A 15,533-nucleotide genomic window follows, 5' to 3' on the forward strand; every position below is an offset into this window, starting at 1 on the left:
CGCGGACCCGCCCTTGGTATCGCCCCCCTTTTACCAAGATGCCACCGCCCCGGCCAGCGCTGGCCCCATCCGGGGCCGGCCATGTGGCCCCTCAGCCACAAACAAAAGATTCTGTACCTCTTAGGGAATATTCCGTTCGCTCTCCCGTCTTTCCTGTAAGGCCGAATCAAAGGGCCTGAACCGAAAAGGAGCTTACGGGGAATGCGCCCATCCCACCTGCCGGCATGCGCGGCGGTACTGCTGACGGGCCTGTCGGCCTTGCCGGCACAGGCCATGGATATTTACCTCAACGGCTTCGCCGACTTCCGCACCGTCGCCACCAGTGCCGAGAAATCCTGGCTGGACGGCGGCCTGGGCAAGACCCGCTATGGCGGGGACGGCAAGTCGGGTTCCGTCACCGAGGAATTCGCCGAGGCCGACGTCATGGGCGTGTGGAAGGTGGCGCAGGGGCTGGACGTTCAGGGCCAGATCCGCATCGACCCCAAGCAGAAGACGATCTTCGACGTCATCGAATCCTACGCCCGCTGGCATCCCGCCTTCGCCAGCGACGTCACGATCAAGGTCGGCGCCTTCTTCCCGCCCATCTCGCTGGAGAACGACGGGCCGGGCTGGACGCCCACCTACACGCTGACACCATCCGCCATCAACAGCTGGGTTGGGGATGAGCTGCGCACCATCGGCGGCGAGATCAATTACACCTGGCACGGCGACATCGGGCGGGTGGACCTGTTCGGCGCCGTCTACGGCTGGAACGACCCGGCGGGCGCGCTGCTGTCCGTGCGCGGCTGGACCTTCAACGACCGGCCCGTGGGCCTGCTGGATCGCCCGCGCGAGCCCGACGCCACGGCCGACTCCTTCCGCCAGCCGCCCATCCGCATCGACATGTACCGCGAGATCGACGACACACCCGGCTGGTATGCGGGCGCCACCTGGCAGAAGCCGGGGCTGCCCCGCTTGTCGGTCATGCGCTATGACAACAATGCCGACCCCTCCGCCTTCCGCGTGCAACTGGCCTGGGAGACGCGGTTCTGGAGTGCCAGCCTGGAACAGCGGCTGCCCTATGGCTTCGTGCTGATGTCACAGGCCATGCGCGGCGTCACCATCATCGCCCCCACCCCCGACAGCCGCAGCACGACGCAGTTCGAGTCCGCCTACGTCCTTCTCGGCTATGACTGGCGGGATTTCCGCTTCGGCTTCCGCGTCGACGCCTTCGGCACCGCCGAGCGCGGCCCCGCCGATCGGGTGAATTTCAGCGAGCACGGCAAGGCGGAGGTGCTGAGCGCCGCCTGGCGCGCCACCCGCTATCTCACCCTGACCGGTGAACTGATGAACATCGACAGCAACCGTCCCCTGCGCACCGTCCTGGACCAGCCGGCGGACACGGCGAACCGGCAGTTCCAACTGTCCGTCCGCCTCAGCATCTGACCTCTCCCTCAAGGAAGCGAACACCATGTCCCCCATCCGTACCGCCATCCGTAGCGCCGCCCTGACCTTGGCCCTGGGCCTTTTTTCCGTCGCCGCGCAGGCGGAGCCGGCGACCTACACCGTCACGCAGAAGAACGGGCAGTACGTGCCCTCGACCCTGACCATCAAGCGCGGCGACATCGTCATCATCCGCAATGACGACAACCAGCCGCACCACGTGGTGTCCTACACCCCGCACTTCCTGTTCGACCTGGACCTTCAGGCGCCCGGCCAGGAGAACAAGATCGTCTTCGACACCACGGAAAAGCTGGTCGTCGTCAGCTGCGACATCCACCACAACATGGAGCTGCTGGTCACCGTCCAGCAATGAGCCCCATAGGCGAACCCCCAAGCGAACCCCGGGGCGAACCCGGGGGCGGCCGGTTGAGCCCATTGGCGTGACCGGGCCGGCCGGCTATGGTGCGGCCGGCCCGGCAAATCCGGCGGGCCTAGCTATGGCCGAGGCTGGGATCGATGAGCATCTGGGGAAAGATCGTGGGCGGGGTCGCGGGCTTCGCCGTGGGCGGCCCGCTGGGTGCGCTGCTGGGGGTGGCCGCCGGCCATGCCGCCGATGCCTGGGCCGCCGACGCCTGGCCGTCCCAGCCCCCGGTGCCGCCGGGCCCGGACGGCCAGCCGGATCAAACGCGCAGCATGGCTTTCACCATCGGCGTCATCGTCCTTGGCGCCAAGATGGCCAAGGCCGATGGCGTGGTGGACCGGGCGGAGATCGACGCCTTCAAGCGCGTGTTCCAGATCCCGGCGGAGGAGGCGCGCCATGTGGGCCGCGTCTTCGACATGGCCAGACGCGACAGCGTGGGCTTCGAATCTTATGCCCGCCAGTTGGCCGGCATGTTCCACGACCGGCCGACCGTGCTGGAGGACCTGCTGGGCTGCCTGTTCCACATCGCCGCGGCCGATGGCCGCCTGCATCCGGCCGAACTGGCCTTCCTGGCGGAGGTCGCCCGCCTCTTCGGCATTCCCGACACCACGTTCGAGGGCATCCGCCGCATCCATGGCGGGGCCGCCTGCGGCTATGACGACCCGCTGGACGATCCCTACGCCGTGCTGGGCGTCCCCCGTACCGCCAGCGATGCGGAAATCAAGCTGGCTTGGCGCAAGGCCTTGCGCGACAACCATCCCGACACGGTCATGGCCCAGGGCCTGCCGGCGGAGTTCGTGGAGGTCGCCACCCAAAAGACGGCCGCGCTGAACGCCGCCTATGACAAGGTCCAAAGCCTGCGGGCCGGCACGCCCGCCGGCCCAAACCAGTAACCCCGCATCTCAGAGCATACCGCTTCCATGGCCCCCACCCCGCCCATCGTCGCCCTGAAGAACGCCCAGATCACCCTGGGTGCCACCACCCTGTTCCAGGACGTGGACGTCGCCATCGGCCGGGGGGACAAGATCGCCCTGGTCGGCCGCAACGGCAGCGGCAAATCCACCCTGCTGAAGGCCCTCGCCGGCGTGGTCGACCTGGACAAGGGGGAGCGCTTCATCCAGCCGGGCGCCCGCATCGGCTATCTGCACCAGGAACCGGATTTCAGCGGCCATGCCACGGTGGCGGACTTCGTCAGCGCCGGATTGGTGGAGGACGCGCCCTATCGCGTCCAGGCGGTGCTGGACGAACTGAGCCTGCCCGGCGACCGCGCGGCCGCGACCCTGTCGGGCGGCGAGGCGCGCCGCGCCGCCATCGCCCAGGCCCTGGTCAGCGACCCCGACGTCCTGCTGATGGACGAGCCGACCAACCACCTGGACCTGCCGACCATCGAGTATCTGGAAAAGGCGCTGCAGGCCTTTCGCGGCGGCCTGCTGCTGATCAGCCACGACCGCACCTTCCTGAACACTCTGGCGCGCAAGACGATGTGGCTGGACCGCGGCACCATGCGTGAGACGGAACGCCCCTTCGCCGAGTATGAGGCCTGGCGGGATGAGGTGTTCGCGGCCGAGGACCTGGCCTTCGCCAAGCTGGACCGCAAAATCGCGGTGGAGATGAAGTGGCTGCGCGAGGGCATCAGCGCCCGGCGCACCCGCAATATGGGCCGCGTCCGCGCCCTTCAGGGCTTGCGCAAGGAGCGTGCCGACCGCAACCGCCAGGGCCAGGTGAAGCTGGCGGTGTCGGATGCCGAGAACTCCGGCCGGCTGGTGATCGAGGCGACCAACATCGCCAAGAGCTTCCAGGATGCGGAAGGCAAGACCCGAATCATCGCCCGCGACTTTTCCACCCGCATCCTCCGCGGCGACCGGGTGGGCCTGATCGGACCCAACGGTGCGGGCAAGACCACCCTCCTGAAGATGCTGATGGGTGAACTGGCGCCGGACAGTGGCACCATCCGCCGTGGCACCAACCTGGAGACGGTGGTGTTCGACCAGCGCCGCGCCCAGTTGGACCCCAACCAGACCATCCGCCAGGTGTTGCTGCCCTTCGGCGGCGACAGCGTGGTGGTGGGCGGTACGCCCCGCCACGTCGCCTCCTACATGCGGGACTTCCTGTTCGACGGCGGCATGCTGGAACAGCCGACCCGGGCGCTTTCGGGTGGCGAGCGCAACCGCCTGCTGCTGGCCAAGCTGTTCGCCCAGCCCAGCAACCTGATGGTGCTGGACGAACCGACCAACGACCTGGACATGGACACGCTGGACCTGCTGGAAGAGGTCTTGAGCGACTATCCCGGCACCCTGCTGCTGGTCAGCCACGACCGCGACTTCCTGGACCGGCTGGTCACCTCCACCATCGCGGTGGAGGGTGATGGCGTGGTGGCGGAATATGCCGGCGGCTACAGCGACTATCTGGTCCAGCGCCCGGCCCGCGCCCCGGCCGCCGGCGCCGCAGTCAAGACGGCGGACACCCCCAAGGCGGCGGAGGCCCCGAAGGCCAAGCGCAAGCTGGGCTACAAAGAACAGCGTGAGCTGGACCAGCTGCCGGCGCTGATGGACAAGCTGGGCGACCAGGTGAAGAAGCTGGAGGCAAAGCTGGCCGACGCCACCCTCTACGCCCGCGACCCGGCGGCCTTCCAGAAGGCCACCGCCGAGCTGGACAAGGTCCATCAGGACCTGGCCACGGCCGAGGAGCGCTGGCTGGAACTGGAGGCGCTGAAGGAGGAGCTGGAGAGCGGGGCGTGAGGCCGCTGGACATCCTGCGCGCCCTGGCCGTCGTGGCCATCTGGGGAATCAACTTCTCCATCTCGAAATTCGCCCTGCGCCAATTCCATCCCATCACCGCCATGGCCATCCGCTTCGCGCTGGTGGCGCTGGTGCTGGTGCCCTGGCGGCGGCTGCCATGGGGCCACGTGCGGCCGGTGCTGGCCTATTCCTTCGTGCTGGGGGGCCTGCATTTCCCCTTGGTGTTCAGTGGCCTGATGGGATGCAGCGCCGCCGCGGCCTCCGTCGCCATCCAGCTGCAGGTACCCTTCGCCTCCCTCATGGCGGCCATGTTCTTCAAGGACAGGCTGGGCTGGCGCCGGGCGGTGGGCATGGCGGCGGCCATCGCCGGCGTCGGCATCATCGCCTATCATCCTGGCGGGGCCGACGACCCCGCGCATCTGGGCCTGGTGGTGCTGGCGGCGGCGGCCTTCGCCTTTTCCAGCATCCAGCTGAAATGGATGCCGCCCATGGATCCGTTCACGCTGAACGGCTACATGGCCCTGTTCGCTGTACCGCAGCTGGTGCTGATGTCCGCGGTGTTGGAGGATGGGCAGTGGGCGGCGATCCAGACAGCGCCACCGGCGGCCTGGGCCTCCATCCTGTTCATGGCGCTGATCTCCACCATTCTGGCCTATGTGCTGTGGTTCCCGCTGGTGCAGCGCTACGCCGTCAACCAGACCATGCCCTTCATGCTGCTGGTGCCGGTGTTCGGTGTCGCGGGTGGTGTGGCCCTGCTGGGTGAGCCCTTGTCCTGGCACCTGGCGGCGGGCACGCTGGTGACCATCGCCGGCGTGGGCGTGGTGCTGCTGCGCCGCCCCCGCCTGGTGACGGCCCGAACGGCGAGTTGATGCGCATGCGCTTCCGTGACCGCCCCTCACCCAACCATGGCCCCCGGCCGGATGGGGCCAGCGTCGACATGCTGGTGCTGCACTACACCGGCATGGCGTCAGCCGAGGCCGCCCTGGACCGGCTGTGCGACCCGGCGGCAGAGGTGAGCGCCCATTACATGGTGGCAGAGGATGGCACCGTCTGGCAGCTGGTGGATGAGGGCCGCCGCGCCTGGCATGCCGGCCGTGGGGCCTGGCGCGGGATCAGCGATGTCAACAGCCACTCCATCGGGGTGGAGATCGTGAACCCAGGACACGAGTACGGCTACCGCCCCTTCCCGGACGCGCAGATGCGGGCCGTCGCCGATCTTTGCCAGGGCATCCTGGCGCGGCACCCCATCCCGGCCGGCAACGTCATCGCCCATTCCGACATGGCGCCCGCCCGCAAACAGGACCCGGGTGAATTATTCGACTGGCGGGGCTTGGCCGGTGCCGGCATCGGCTTGTGGCCGGACACCGGAGTCCCACGGCCCAGGGGGGACCCGGATCAGGACCAGGTGGCCCGGCTGCTGGCGCGCCTGGGCTACGACCTGGACATCGCGACTTTCAGCGAGACGCTGACCGCCTTCCAGCGCCATTGGCACCCGGAGGCGCTGGGTCAGCCGGCGGATGCCGAAACCGTGCGGCGGCTGCAAAGCCTGCTGACCCGGGCTGGACAGTCGGCGGCTTGACCACAGGTCCCAGGTGGACAATTCATGCCATGGGCCTGTTTTGCGCGCTTGCATCCGCGAACCCGTGCGCCTAGGGTCGCCGCCTGCCAGACGGTCGGATGGCCGCCTTCCGGCAATGGCGAAAGCCGCCGGGGGGAGGAAAGTCCGGGCTCCACGGAAGAACGGTGCCAGGTAACGCCTGGCGGGGGCGACCCTAGGGAAAGTGCCACAGAAAGCAAACCGCCAGCCGGCCGCCTCCTTCGGGGAATGGCCGTCAGGCAAGGGTGAAAGGGTGCGGTAAGAGCGCACCGCGCCCCTGGCAACAGGGGCGGCACGGTAAACCCCACCGGGAGCAAGATCGAATAGGGGCGGCACGGCCGGGCAACCGGCCAAAGCATCTTCCGAGCCGCCGCCCGGGTAGGTCGCGCGAGGCGCCTGGCGACAGGCGTCCCAGATGAATGGCCATCCCACGGCCGCTGCCCCCTTCACGGGGGGACGGGCCGGAGGACAGAACCCGGCTTACAGACCGTCTGGCAGATTACCGACCCTGTCACCGGCAGCAGCATGGTCGGCCGCCACGGCCTCCAAAAACAGGGGCGTCAGCGTGGGGTCGAAATGGCGGCCCGCCTCGGACGCCAGGTGGGCGGTGACCTCCGCCCGCGACCAGGGCCGCTTGTACGGCCGGGGTGACAGCAGGGCGTCATAGACATCCGCCAGCGCGACCATGCGCCCCTCGATGGGGATGTCCGTTCCCGACAGGCCGCGGGGATAGCCGCTTCCATCCCATTTCTCGTGATGGGTCAGGGCGATGCTGGCGGCCAGCCGCAGCAGGGCCGGACCGTTGGTGCCAATGATCGCCGCCCCCCGTTCGGGATGAGTGCGCATGACGGCCATTTCCTCCGCGTCCAGCTTGCCCGGCTTCAACAGGATGCTGTCGGGTATGGCGATTTTGCCGATGTCGTGCATGGGCGCCGCCAGCCGCAGGGCCTGGCAGCAATCTTCCCCCCACCCCAGCGCCCGGGCCAGCAGTTCGGCGTAATGACCGATGCGACGCACATGGTCGCCGGTTTCCTGGTCCTTGTACTCGCCGGCAACGCACAGCCGGTCCAGGATGGACGCCTGGTCGACCAGGGCGATTTGGGTGCGCACGCGCGCACGCACCAGGGGCGCTGAAACCGGCTTGGTGACATAGTCGATGGCCCCCACCTCGAACCCGCGGGCCTCATCCTCCACCGTTCCCATCGCGGACACGAAGATCACGGGGATATGGCGCAAATCCGGCTCCGCCTTCAGCTGGCGGCAGACCTCATAGCCGTCCATGTCCGGCATCATGACGTCGAGGAGGATCAGGTCCGGCCGGTGCCGGTGCGCAGAATCCAGCGCCTGCTGACCGCCCTTGGCGAAGACCAGGGCATAGCTGTCGGAGAGGATGTCGCGCAGGACGTGGAGATTCACCGCCTCGTCGTCCACGATCAGTATCTTCCATAGCTTATCCATGAGCGGATAATCCTTGGTCGACGGCCACCGGAAGCGCCCCCCGGGCGGCCAGGGCTTCATCCAGGCCGGCGACCATGGCACGGGCCTGCTCGAACTCGAATTCGTGCACCAGGCGTTCCAGTGTCCTCATCTGCCGGCCCGCCAGCCCAGTTTCGCGCAGGTTGTGCAGGGCGGGCTCGATACGCTCCACGTCATCACTTTCCAGGGCGTGGCGCAATGCGCTTAATGCCCGGCGCGCGTCGGGGGAAGCGGCCCCCACCTGCAGGACCGCCCCTTGAGCGGGCTGGACCGCCGGGGATGGGGCCGGGACGGCTGGTGCCGCTGCGGCGCCGCCGGAAACCAGCCGCTGCATCAGGTCGGCCAGGGCGTCGTAATCGACGGGCTTGGTGACATAGGCGGTCATGCCGGCATCCAGGCAGGCCTGGCGTTCCCCCAGGCTCTCATCCGCGCTGAGTCCGATGATGGGCACGGAGGGGTCGCAGGCGCCGGTCCCCTGGCGGATGCGGCGCGTCGCCTCCTTCCCGCAGCAGCGCGGCATTTGCACATCCATGAGGATGATGTCGAAGCGCCGGTCCCGTGACAGCGCCACCGCCTCCTCGCCATCCCGGGCGGTGACGACGGCATGGCCCCGTTCCTTGAGATGAAGCTGGGCAAGCTCCAGGTTCTCCACCACGTCATCGACCAGCAGGACGGTGAAATGACGGGGGGCGGCGGTGCCCTCGACCGGGCTTGCGGAACCGGCCGCCGAGGAAAGCCCGCCCGGCGCCGACGGCAGCCACAGACGGACCCGGAACGTGCTGCCCTGACCCGGACGACTTTCCACCGCGATGGCCCCGCCCATGAGTTCGGCCAGTTCCTTGCAGATGGAAACCCCCAGGCCCAGTCCGTTGAACCGGCGGGTGGGCCGGCTGTCGGCCTGGAAGAAGGGATCGACGATGCGGTCCACCTGGTCCGCCGTCATGCCGATCCCGGTATCGGTGACCGCCAGTTCCACCAACCCCGGCTTCGGCCCCGCCCGCACCGAGAGCCGCACGTCGCCGCTCTGGGTGAATTTTATCGCGTTGTCGAGCAGTTTGAGGACGATCTGGCGGACACGCGCGGGGTCGCCAATATGCGCCTGATCGGAACCCAGGCCGTAGTCCAGCGCCAACGTCAGCCCCTTCTCCCGCGCCTTTTCCCCGACCTGGCCCAAACAGGCGCGCATCTGCCCGTGCAGATCGAAAAGCACCGGTTCCAGAACCAGGCTGCCACTTTGCAGGCGGGACAGGTCCAAGAGGTCGTTCATCAGGGCCAGCAGGGCCTGCGCGGCCCGATGTGCCATCAGCAACTGTCGCCGGATCTCCGGCGGGAGGTCGCGCTCCAGCACCAATGCCAGAAAACCCAGGACGGCGTTCATGGGGGTGCGAAGCTCATGGCTCATGTTGGCGACGAACCGGCTCTTGGCATCGTTGGCCGCGTTCGCCTGCCGCAGCGCGGCTTCCAGCTGGCTGTTGGCCGCGACGATCTCCTGCGTGCGTTCCGCGACCTGCATTTCCAGAGTGCGGCGATACTCGGCCATCTGATCGACGGCCCGTTTCCGCTCGGTGATGTCGCGCGCGATCTTGGACGCGCCGATGATCCGGCCCGCCGTATCGCGGATGGGGGACACGGCAACCGAAATATCGACGAGATGGCCATCCTTGTGGCGGCGGACGGTGTCAAAATGGCCCACCGTCTCGCCCTGCCGCACCCGGTCCAGGATCGCCGTCTCCTCCTCCAACCTGTCGGCTGGGAAAATGGCTGTCACGAACTGGCCGACCATCTCCTCGGCGGTGTAGCCGAACAGCCGCTCGGCACCGGGATTCCAACTGGTGACGCGTCCCTCCACCGTCTTGCTGACGATGGCGTCGTCCGACGAGGTGACGATGGCGGCCAGCATGGCGCTGGCCCGGTGGGCCTGCTCCAGTTCAGCGACGCGGCGCCGGCCCTCCCGCTCCGCCACCTCGGCCGCGAGCGCGGCGCGCGCCGCCTGTTCCCGGGCGCGGGTATGCGCCGCCGCGAACCAGGACAGGAGCGCGAACAATCCCAGCAGGGGTGCCGTCACGCCCATCACCTGTTCCCAGATGGCCGCCCGCGCCCCGGCCACATCCGCCGCAGTTCTATGGGTGACAACCAGCCAGCGGGCATCTCCAGGGTCTTCCGCGGCCAAGCCCACGCTCCCAAGCCGAACCAGGCGCCAGGTCCAGATGCCGCTGGCATCAACCAACCGGCCGTTCGGCGCCGCGGTCATCCGTGTCCAAACCTTGGGATAGGCGTTGGCCAGGGACTGACGGCTGACGACGAGGTCCCACCGGTCCGTCTCGCTGCCACCGAACAGCCAATTCCCGGAGTGGTCCAGGACCATGGGCCACGCGCCGCCGGGAGGCGCCATCAGGTCCTGGAACAGGTAGGTCTTCGACACCCCCAGGATCATCGCGCCCCGGCCCGTGCCATCGGCAGCCGCCACCGGCGTCGCCAACCGCAGGGCCCGACCGGTTGCCCGGCCGGTCGGGCCCCCGTCCGGTCCGATGATCTGGATGGCGCCGGGCAACCCGTTCACCGTCCGTACGAACAAGGCGTCGCCCGACAGGTCCGCCAGCCTCTCCGGCGGGACGGCGACCGGGTCGGGCCCTGACCCGGCCCGGCAAGCCCGGACCCGTTCCTTGCCGCTCTGGTCGACCCACGCCGCCCCGTCATATCGCGGGTCACGGCGAAGTAGGGTCGTCAGTTCCCCCGTCAACTGGGCGAGGGCGGCGGCCGTGGGCGCGTCGACCGCCGCGCGGGTGGCGACCTCGGTGGCGAGGGAGCGCAAATCCCGCTGCGGTTCCTCGAGACGGTCGCGCAGACGGCCGGCGCCCAAATCGACGCCGCCGGCGTCGGCCATGACCATGCGGTCCATTTCCGCCTTCACCCGCGCTTGGGCGATCAGCAGCGCACCGGCCAGAAGAAGGACGGCGATGGGCAGGAACAGGAACAGGAATTGGCGGCTCAGGACGATGCCGCCGGACCGGTGGTCAACCTCCGAAGGGAACAGTGCCGCCACGAATCACACCCTTCCGGGAATACAATGGGGAGAATCTCCCTTTCCACCTGCGGTGATACGACGGGAATGCTTAATTTTATCTTGGCTGCGGCAACGACATCGCGCGTGGGCCTTGGTGCAATCGAATAGGTTCCCTTCGCTCGGCGGGGCCCGTGCGTCATGGCCGGCGGGGCGCGCCGCGCCGGCACAGCCCCGACATGGGCAGCCATGGGAAAGTGCCGGGACAATGGGTGCCTGAGGGCGCGCCTTGGGAAGACATGGGCGACACGGCTCGGCATGGGCCCGGCATGGGAATTCATGGGAAAATGATGGGAAATTCCCTGCCAGCCACCCTGGCGGCCTACATATCGGGGGCCTATCACCTTTCCCTTACCATATTTGGTGGGTGACTTAAGGCTGACGACTACTTGGCCTGAAATGCGGCCACCGAATAACCAGGATGGCATATCCAAAAGATTTCACGCCCTTTTCATTAACAGAGGCATTGGCCAGGCCTTTATCCACAGGATAGGTGTCGCTTGGTCGCCGCCTATTAAATTCGGCGGAAACCCGGGAATATGGGGCAAGCGCACCTACCCATTCGATTTAAGGTCGCAACCAAGAAGAACCTTATCCACAACTGTGGAAAAGCACAGTGTGGACAAGCATTCAGCCCCCTCCTCCCATTGACGCCCATAACTTCCCATGGTACCCCATATGGACCCAAAAACAGGGCGCGCATGCCTGTCCGGTCTTACCCGGAGGTGCGGCGCATTCTGAAGGCGGGCCTGGTGCCGGATCGGATGGGGCGCGGAGGCGCAGGAGACGCGGGGATCGATGGGCTTGTTCCTGTCCACATATGTGAACAAGGTCGACAAGAAGGGTCGGGTTTCAGTCCCGTCTTCCTTCCGCGGCGTCCTTGGTGGACAGACGGAGCTGATCGTCTTCCGGTCGCTGCAGGCCAACGCCATCGATGCGTGCAGCGTCGACTATATGGATCGCCTGTCAGAGGCGCTGGACAACCCCAACATGCCCGATGACATGCGCGACCTGATCGAGACGACGGTGTTTGGCGGATCCGTCCGCCTGGCCCTCGACCCGGAGGGCCGTATCGTCCTGCCGGAAAACTTCCTGGCGTTCGCCGGCATCACCGAGGGGGCCGCCTTCGTCGGCCGCCGCCACACCTTCCAGATCTGGGACCCCGAGGCGCTGTCCGCCCACGAGGCCGCCAGCCGCGACCGCAGCCGCGCCCAGAACATCTCGCTGTCCACCATCCTGGCCCGCACCAACTCCGTGCTGGCGGCCGGGTCCAATGGTGGGGGGGCGCAATGACCGCGACCGTTACCCAGGCTGAGGGCGCCCAGGCGGGGGCTACCCAGGTCCACATCCCCGTCCTGCTGGCGGAGGTGCTGACGGCGCTGGCCGTGCGCGAGGGCGGCGTCTACGTCGACGGCACCTTCGGCGCCGGCGGCTACACCCGCGCCATCCTGGAGGCGGCGAACTGCCAGGTGGTGGGCATCGACCGTGACCCCGCCGCCATCAAGCGGGCGGAGCCCCTGCTGGCCCGCTTCCCCGGCCGCCTGCGCATCATCGAGGGCCAGTTCGGCGACATGGCGGAGCTGTTGTCCGCCCACGGCATCGGCCCGGTGGACGGCGTGGCGCTGGACATCGGCGTCTCCTCCCCCCAGATCGACGACCCCTCGCGCGGCTTCTCCTTCCGGTTCGACGGCCCGCTGGACATGCGCATGAGCCTGAGCGGCCCCACCGCCGCCGACGTAGTCAACGACTACGACGAGGCCGACATCGCCACCATCCTGTGGCGCCTGGGAGAAGAGCGCATGTCCCGACGCGTCGCCCGCGCCATCGTGGCCGCCCGTACGACCGCGCGAATCGAGACGACGGCGCAACTGGCGGACATCATCCGCGGCGTCGTTCCCCGGTCGAAGAAGGATGGCATCGACCCCGCCACCCGCAGCTTCCAGGCCCTGCGCTTGCATGTGAACGATGAACTGGGCGAGTTGGACCGCGGCCTGGCCGGCGCCGAACGGGTGCTGGCGCCGGGTGGCCGCTTGGCCGTCGTTTCCTTCCATTCCCTGGAAGACCGCCGGGTCAAGGACTTCCTGCGCCAGCGCAGCGGATCGGAGGGCGCGCCCTCGCGCCACATGCCGGCCGCGCACAGCGGCCCCGCCCCCACCTTCCAGCTTCTGGGCCGCAGCGGGGTCACCCCTGGCGAGCCGGAACTTCGCCATAATCCGCGCGCCCGATCCGCTCGGTTGCGCGCCGCCGAACGCACCAACGCCCCCGCTTGGCCCATGGGAGAAGCAGCATGATAGGCAAGTCCACGCTCGTCTGGCTGTGCCTCGCCACGGTCGCCAGCGGCATCCTCTATCACACCAGCTATCGCGTGCAGGAGGAGCAGGAGCACCTGGCCTCGCTGAACCGGCAGATCGCGCAGGAACAGCAGTCCATCCAGGTACTGCGGGCCGAATGGGCCTACCTGAACGATCCCACCCGGCTGGAACGGCTGGCGACCGAACATTTGACCCTGCGCCCCACCAAGGCGGAGCAGATGGTGGCCATGGCCGCCGTCCCGGTGAAGCCCGAGGCGCCCGCGCCGCTCACACCGGCGGCCAGCCCCGCCCCCGCCGACCAGCCGACGGTCAAGCCGGCCCCCGCGCCGGAATCCACCTACGTCGCCAGCACGGCGACGGCGGTGCAGATGGCCGCCGCCCAGGCCCCCGCCCGCGCGCCGCTGGCCCAGCCCAAGGCGCAGGTCGTGGCGCTGAAGGCGCCGGACGTGCCGGCCGCCCCGGTGAAGGCCGTCGCGGCCCCCAAGCCGGCGGCCACGGCGCCCAAGCAGTCCGCGCGCCCTGAGCGCATGGACAGCATCGGCGCGCTGATGGCCAGCCTGGACGCCGCCGACAAGACCGGCCGGGACGGCAAGGTGACCCTCGCCGCCGCCAAGTCCAAGGCCCAGCCCATGGTGATGGCGGAGCAGACCCTGAGCGCCAAGCTGGGGGCGGCACGATGAGCGACGCGCCGTTTTCCCTGACCGGCTTCGACATCGCGGGCATGGAGCGCATCCAGGCCCCGCGGCCGGAAGGCAGGGTTCGCCTGAACAATCCCACCAGCCACGCGCTGGAACAGGGCCGGTCGCGCCTTCTGGTGACGGCGGCCCTGTTCGCGTTGGTGCTGGGCGCCATCGGTGTGCGTCTGGCCGACACTATGGTGTTCAGCCGCGAGGCGGAGCCGCCGGTGGCCGAGAACACCACCGCCCGGCCCCTGCCCGTCACCCGGGCGGAGATCACCGACCGTAACGGCGTGCTGCTGGCGACCTCGCTGGCCACCGCGTCCGCCTATGCCGATCCCAAGCTGGTGATCGATGCGGAGGAGGCCGCGCGCAAGCTGGTGGCCACCCTGCCGGACCTCGATTATCGCCAGGTGCTGAAGGACCTGAAGGGCGAAAAGCGCTTCGTCTGGATCAAGCGCAACCTGACGCCCCGTCAGGAGTTCGAGGTCAACAAGCTGGGCATCCCCGGCGTGTTCTTCCAGCAGGAGGAGCACCGCATCTACCCGCAGGGCAGCCTGACGGCGCACCTGATCGGCCTGACCGGCATCGACAACAACGGCCTGATGGGCATCGAACAGTCGTTCGACAAGCGCCTGCGCGAGAATTCGGAGCCGCTGCGCCTGTCCATCGACGTGCGCCTGCAGCACATCATGCGCAAGGAGATCACGCAGTCCATCCAGGACTTCAATGCCATCGGCGGCGCCGGCCTGATCATGGACATCAAGACGGGCGAAATCCTGTCCATGGTCAGCCTGCCGGACTTCGACCCCCAGAACCCGGGGGAGATGCACGACGATTCGAAGTTCAACCGCGCCACCCTGGGCGTCTATGAGATGGGCTCGGTCTTCAAGATCCTGAACACGGCCATCGCGCTGGAAACGGGATCGGTGAAGCTGCACGAGACGTTCGAGACCAACCATCCGCTGAAGATCGGCCGCTTCACCATCCATGACGATGAGCCGGTGAACTACTGGATGGATGTGGTCGACATCTTCCGCAAGTCGTCCAACATCGGTTCCGCCAAGATGGCGGAGAAGTTCGGCATCGACGTCCAGCGCGACTATATGGGCCGCTTCGGCATGCTGAAGGCCCCGTCCCTGGAAATCCCCGAGGTGGGCGCCCCGCTCGTGCCCAACCCTTGGCGGCAGACCACGCTGTTGACCGTGGCGTTCGGCCACGGCATTTCCGTCAGCCCCATCCAGATGGTGTCCGCCGTGGGCGCGGTCGTGGACGGCGGCATCCTGCGCCCCGCCACCCTGCTGAAGCGCGATCCCAACACGGAGATCCCCGAGACGCGGGTGATCTCGCCCCAGACCTCGGCCATCCTGCGCAAGCTGATGCGCCTGGTGGTGACGGAGGGCACGGGCAAGACGGCCTTCGGCACGGGCGACTTGAAGGCGCCGGACACCCTGGATTATCTGGTGGGCGGCAAGACGGGCACCGCGGAAAAGGTCAGCGGCAAGGGCTACGCCCACAAGTCGCTGCGCACCTCCTTCGCCGGCGCCTTCCCCATGACCGATCCCCGCTATGTGGTGTTCGTCATGGTGGACGAGCCGCATGGCAACAAGAAGAGCTTCGGTTTCGCCACCGCTGGCTGGGTGGCGGCCCCCGCCGTCCAGCGCATCGTCTGGCAGGCCGCCCCCCTGCTGGGGGTCAAGCCGGTGGTCCGCAACGATCCCGAGGTGTTGCAGGCCATGGCCATCAATTAACCAGCCCCCCCTGAAACCCGACGACAGGGCACCGTAAGGTGGGGGTCGACCGATGCCGGGGAGCGCGCTATCAACCCG

The 15,533-nt window shown here is 68.0% G+C and carries 11 protein-coding genes, 1 other RNA gene and 1 pseudogene; 11 read left to right on the forward strand and 2 right to left on the reverse strand.

Annotation, left to right across the window (positions count from 1 at the left end; all coding sequences use genetic code 11):
* The first annotated feature begins 201 nt into the window (after nucleotides 1-201).
* The 7 genes from FBZ90_RS03280 (at nucleotide 202) to rnpB (ending at nucleotide 6,677) form a co-directional block, all read left to right on the forward strand.
* Nucleotides 202-1,425 carry a hypothetical protein gene (locus FBZ90_RS03280; protein WP_145729609.1) on the forward strand — a complete coding sequence of 408 codons (1,224 nt, stop codon included), beginning with the start codon at nucleotides 202-204 and terminating at the stop codon, nucleotides 1,423-1,425.
* A gap of 25 nt (nucleotides 1,426-1,450) precedes the next feature.
* The gene (locus FBZ90_RS03285) at nucleotides 1,451-1,795 is read left to right on the forward strand and encodes a cupredoxin domain-containing protein (protein WP_145729610.1); all 345 of its coding nucleotides are present in this window, start codon (nucleotides 1,451-1,453) and stop codon (nucleotides 1,793-1,795) included.
* Between the two features lie 143 nt (nucleotides 1,796-1,938).
* Entirely contained in the window at nucleotides 1,939-2,736 is a 798-nt protein-coding gene (locus tag FBZ90_RS03290) for a TerB family tellurite resistance protein (RefSeq protein WP_145729611.1), read from the forward strand.
* A 27-nt stretch (nucleotides 2,737-2,763) separates the two neighbouring features.
* Nucleotides 2,764-4,581, forward strand: a complete 1,818-nt coding sequence (locus tag FBZ90_RS03295) for an ATP-binding cassette domain-containing protein (RefSeq protein ID WP_145729612.1) — start codon at nucleotides 2,764-2,766, stop codon at nucleotides 4,579-4,581.
* On the forward strand, nucleotides 4,578-5,450 hold the full coding sequence (locus tag FBZ90_RS03300) for a DMT family transporter (protein WP_145729613.1): 873 nt from the start codon (nucleotides 4,578-4,580) through the stop codon (nucleotides 5,448-5,450). Before FBZ90_RS03295 ends, FBZ90_RS03300 begins: the two co-directional genes overlap by 4 nt.
* Nucleotides 5,450-6,160, forward strand: a complete 711-nt coding sequence (locus FBZ90_RS03305) for an N-acetylmuramoyl-L-alanine amidase (RefSeq protein ID WP_145729614.1) — start codon at nucleotides 5,450-5,452, stop codon at nucleotides 6,158-6,160. The genes FBZ90_RS03300 and FBZ90_RS03305 overlap by 1 nt, the downstream gene beginning before the upstream one ends.
* A gap of 86 nt (nucleotides 6,161-6,246) precedes the next feature.
* Nucleotides 6,247-6,677, forward strand: an RNA gene (rnpB, locus tag FBZ90_RS03310) — RNase P RNA component class A.
* A gap of 122 nt (nucleotides 6,678-6,799) precedes the next feature.
* Here the strand turns inward: rnpB and FBZ90_RS03315 are convergent.
* A pseudogene (locus FBZ90_RS03315) lies at nucleotides 6,800-7,696 on the reverse strand (response regulator); the annotation flags it as partial.
* Nucleotides 7,629-10,697: a PAS domain S-box protein gene (locus FBZ90_RS03320; protein WP_145729615.1), complete on the reverse strand. Its 3,069-nt coding sequence runs from the start codon at nucleotides 10,695-10,697 to the stop codon at nucleotides 7,629-7,631. The pseudogene FBZ90_RS03315 and the gene FBZ90_RS03320, both read right to left, overlap by 68 nt.
* 816 nt (nucleotides 10,698-11,513) lie before the next feature.
* Between FBZ90_RS03320 and FBZ90_RS03325 the strand changes: the two genes are divergently transcribed.
* The 4 genes from FBZ90_RS03325 to FBZ90_RS03340 are packed head-to-tail and all read left to right on the forward strand — an operon-like array spanning nucleotide 11,514 to nucleotide 15,455.
* Nucleotides 11,514-12,008 carry a division/cell wall cluster transcriptional repressor MraZ gene (locus FBZ90_RS03325; RefSeq protein ID WP_145729616.1) on the forward strand — a complete coding sequence of 165 codons (495 nt, stop codon included), beginning with the start codon at nucleotides 11,514-11,516 and terminating at the stop codon, nucleotides 12,006-12,008.
* Nucleotides 12,005-13,006, forward strand: coding sequence for a 16S rRNA (cytosine(1402)-N(4))-methyltransferase RsmH (gene rsmH, locus FBZ90_RS03330; RefSeq protein ID WP_145729617.1), 1,002 nt, complete (start codon nucleotides 12,005-12,007; stop codon nucleotides 13,004-13,006). Before FBZ90_RS03325 ends, rsmH begins: the two co-directional genes overlap by 4 nt.
* Nucleotides 13,003-13,707, forward strand: a complete 705-nt coding sequence (ftsL, locus tag FBZ90_RS03335) for a cell division protein FtsL (RefSeq protein ID WP_145729618.1) — start codon at nucleotides 13,003-13,005, stop codon at nucleotides 13,705-13,707. Before rsmH ends, ftsL begins: the two co-directional genes overlap by 4 nt.
* Nucleotides 13,704-15,455 carry a peptidoglycan D,D-transpeptidase FtsI family protein gene (locus tag FBZ90_RS03340; RefSeq protein WP_145729619.1) on the forward strand — a complete coding sequence of 584 codons (1,752 nt, stop codon included), beginning with the start codon at nucleotides 13,704-13,706 and terminating at the stop codon, nucleotides 15,453-15,455. Before ftsL ends, FBZ90_RS03340 begins: the two co-directional genes overlap by 4 nt.
* Nucleotides 15,456-15,533 lie beyond the last annotated feature (78 nt).

It is taken from the genome of Nitrospirillum pindoramense, from assembly GCF_007827955.1.
Taxonomy (GTDB): Bacteria; Pseudomonadota; Alphaproteobacteria; order Azospirillales; family Azospirillaceae; genus Nitrospirillum; species Nitrospirillum amazonense_B.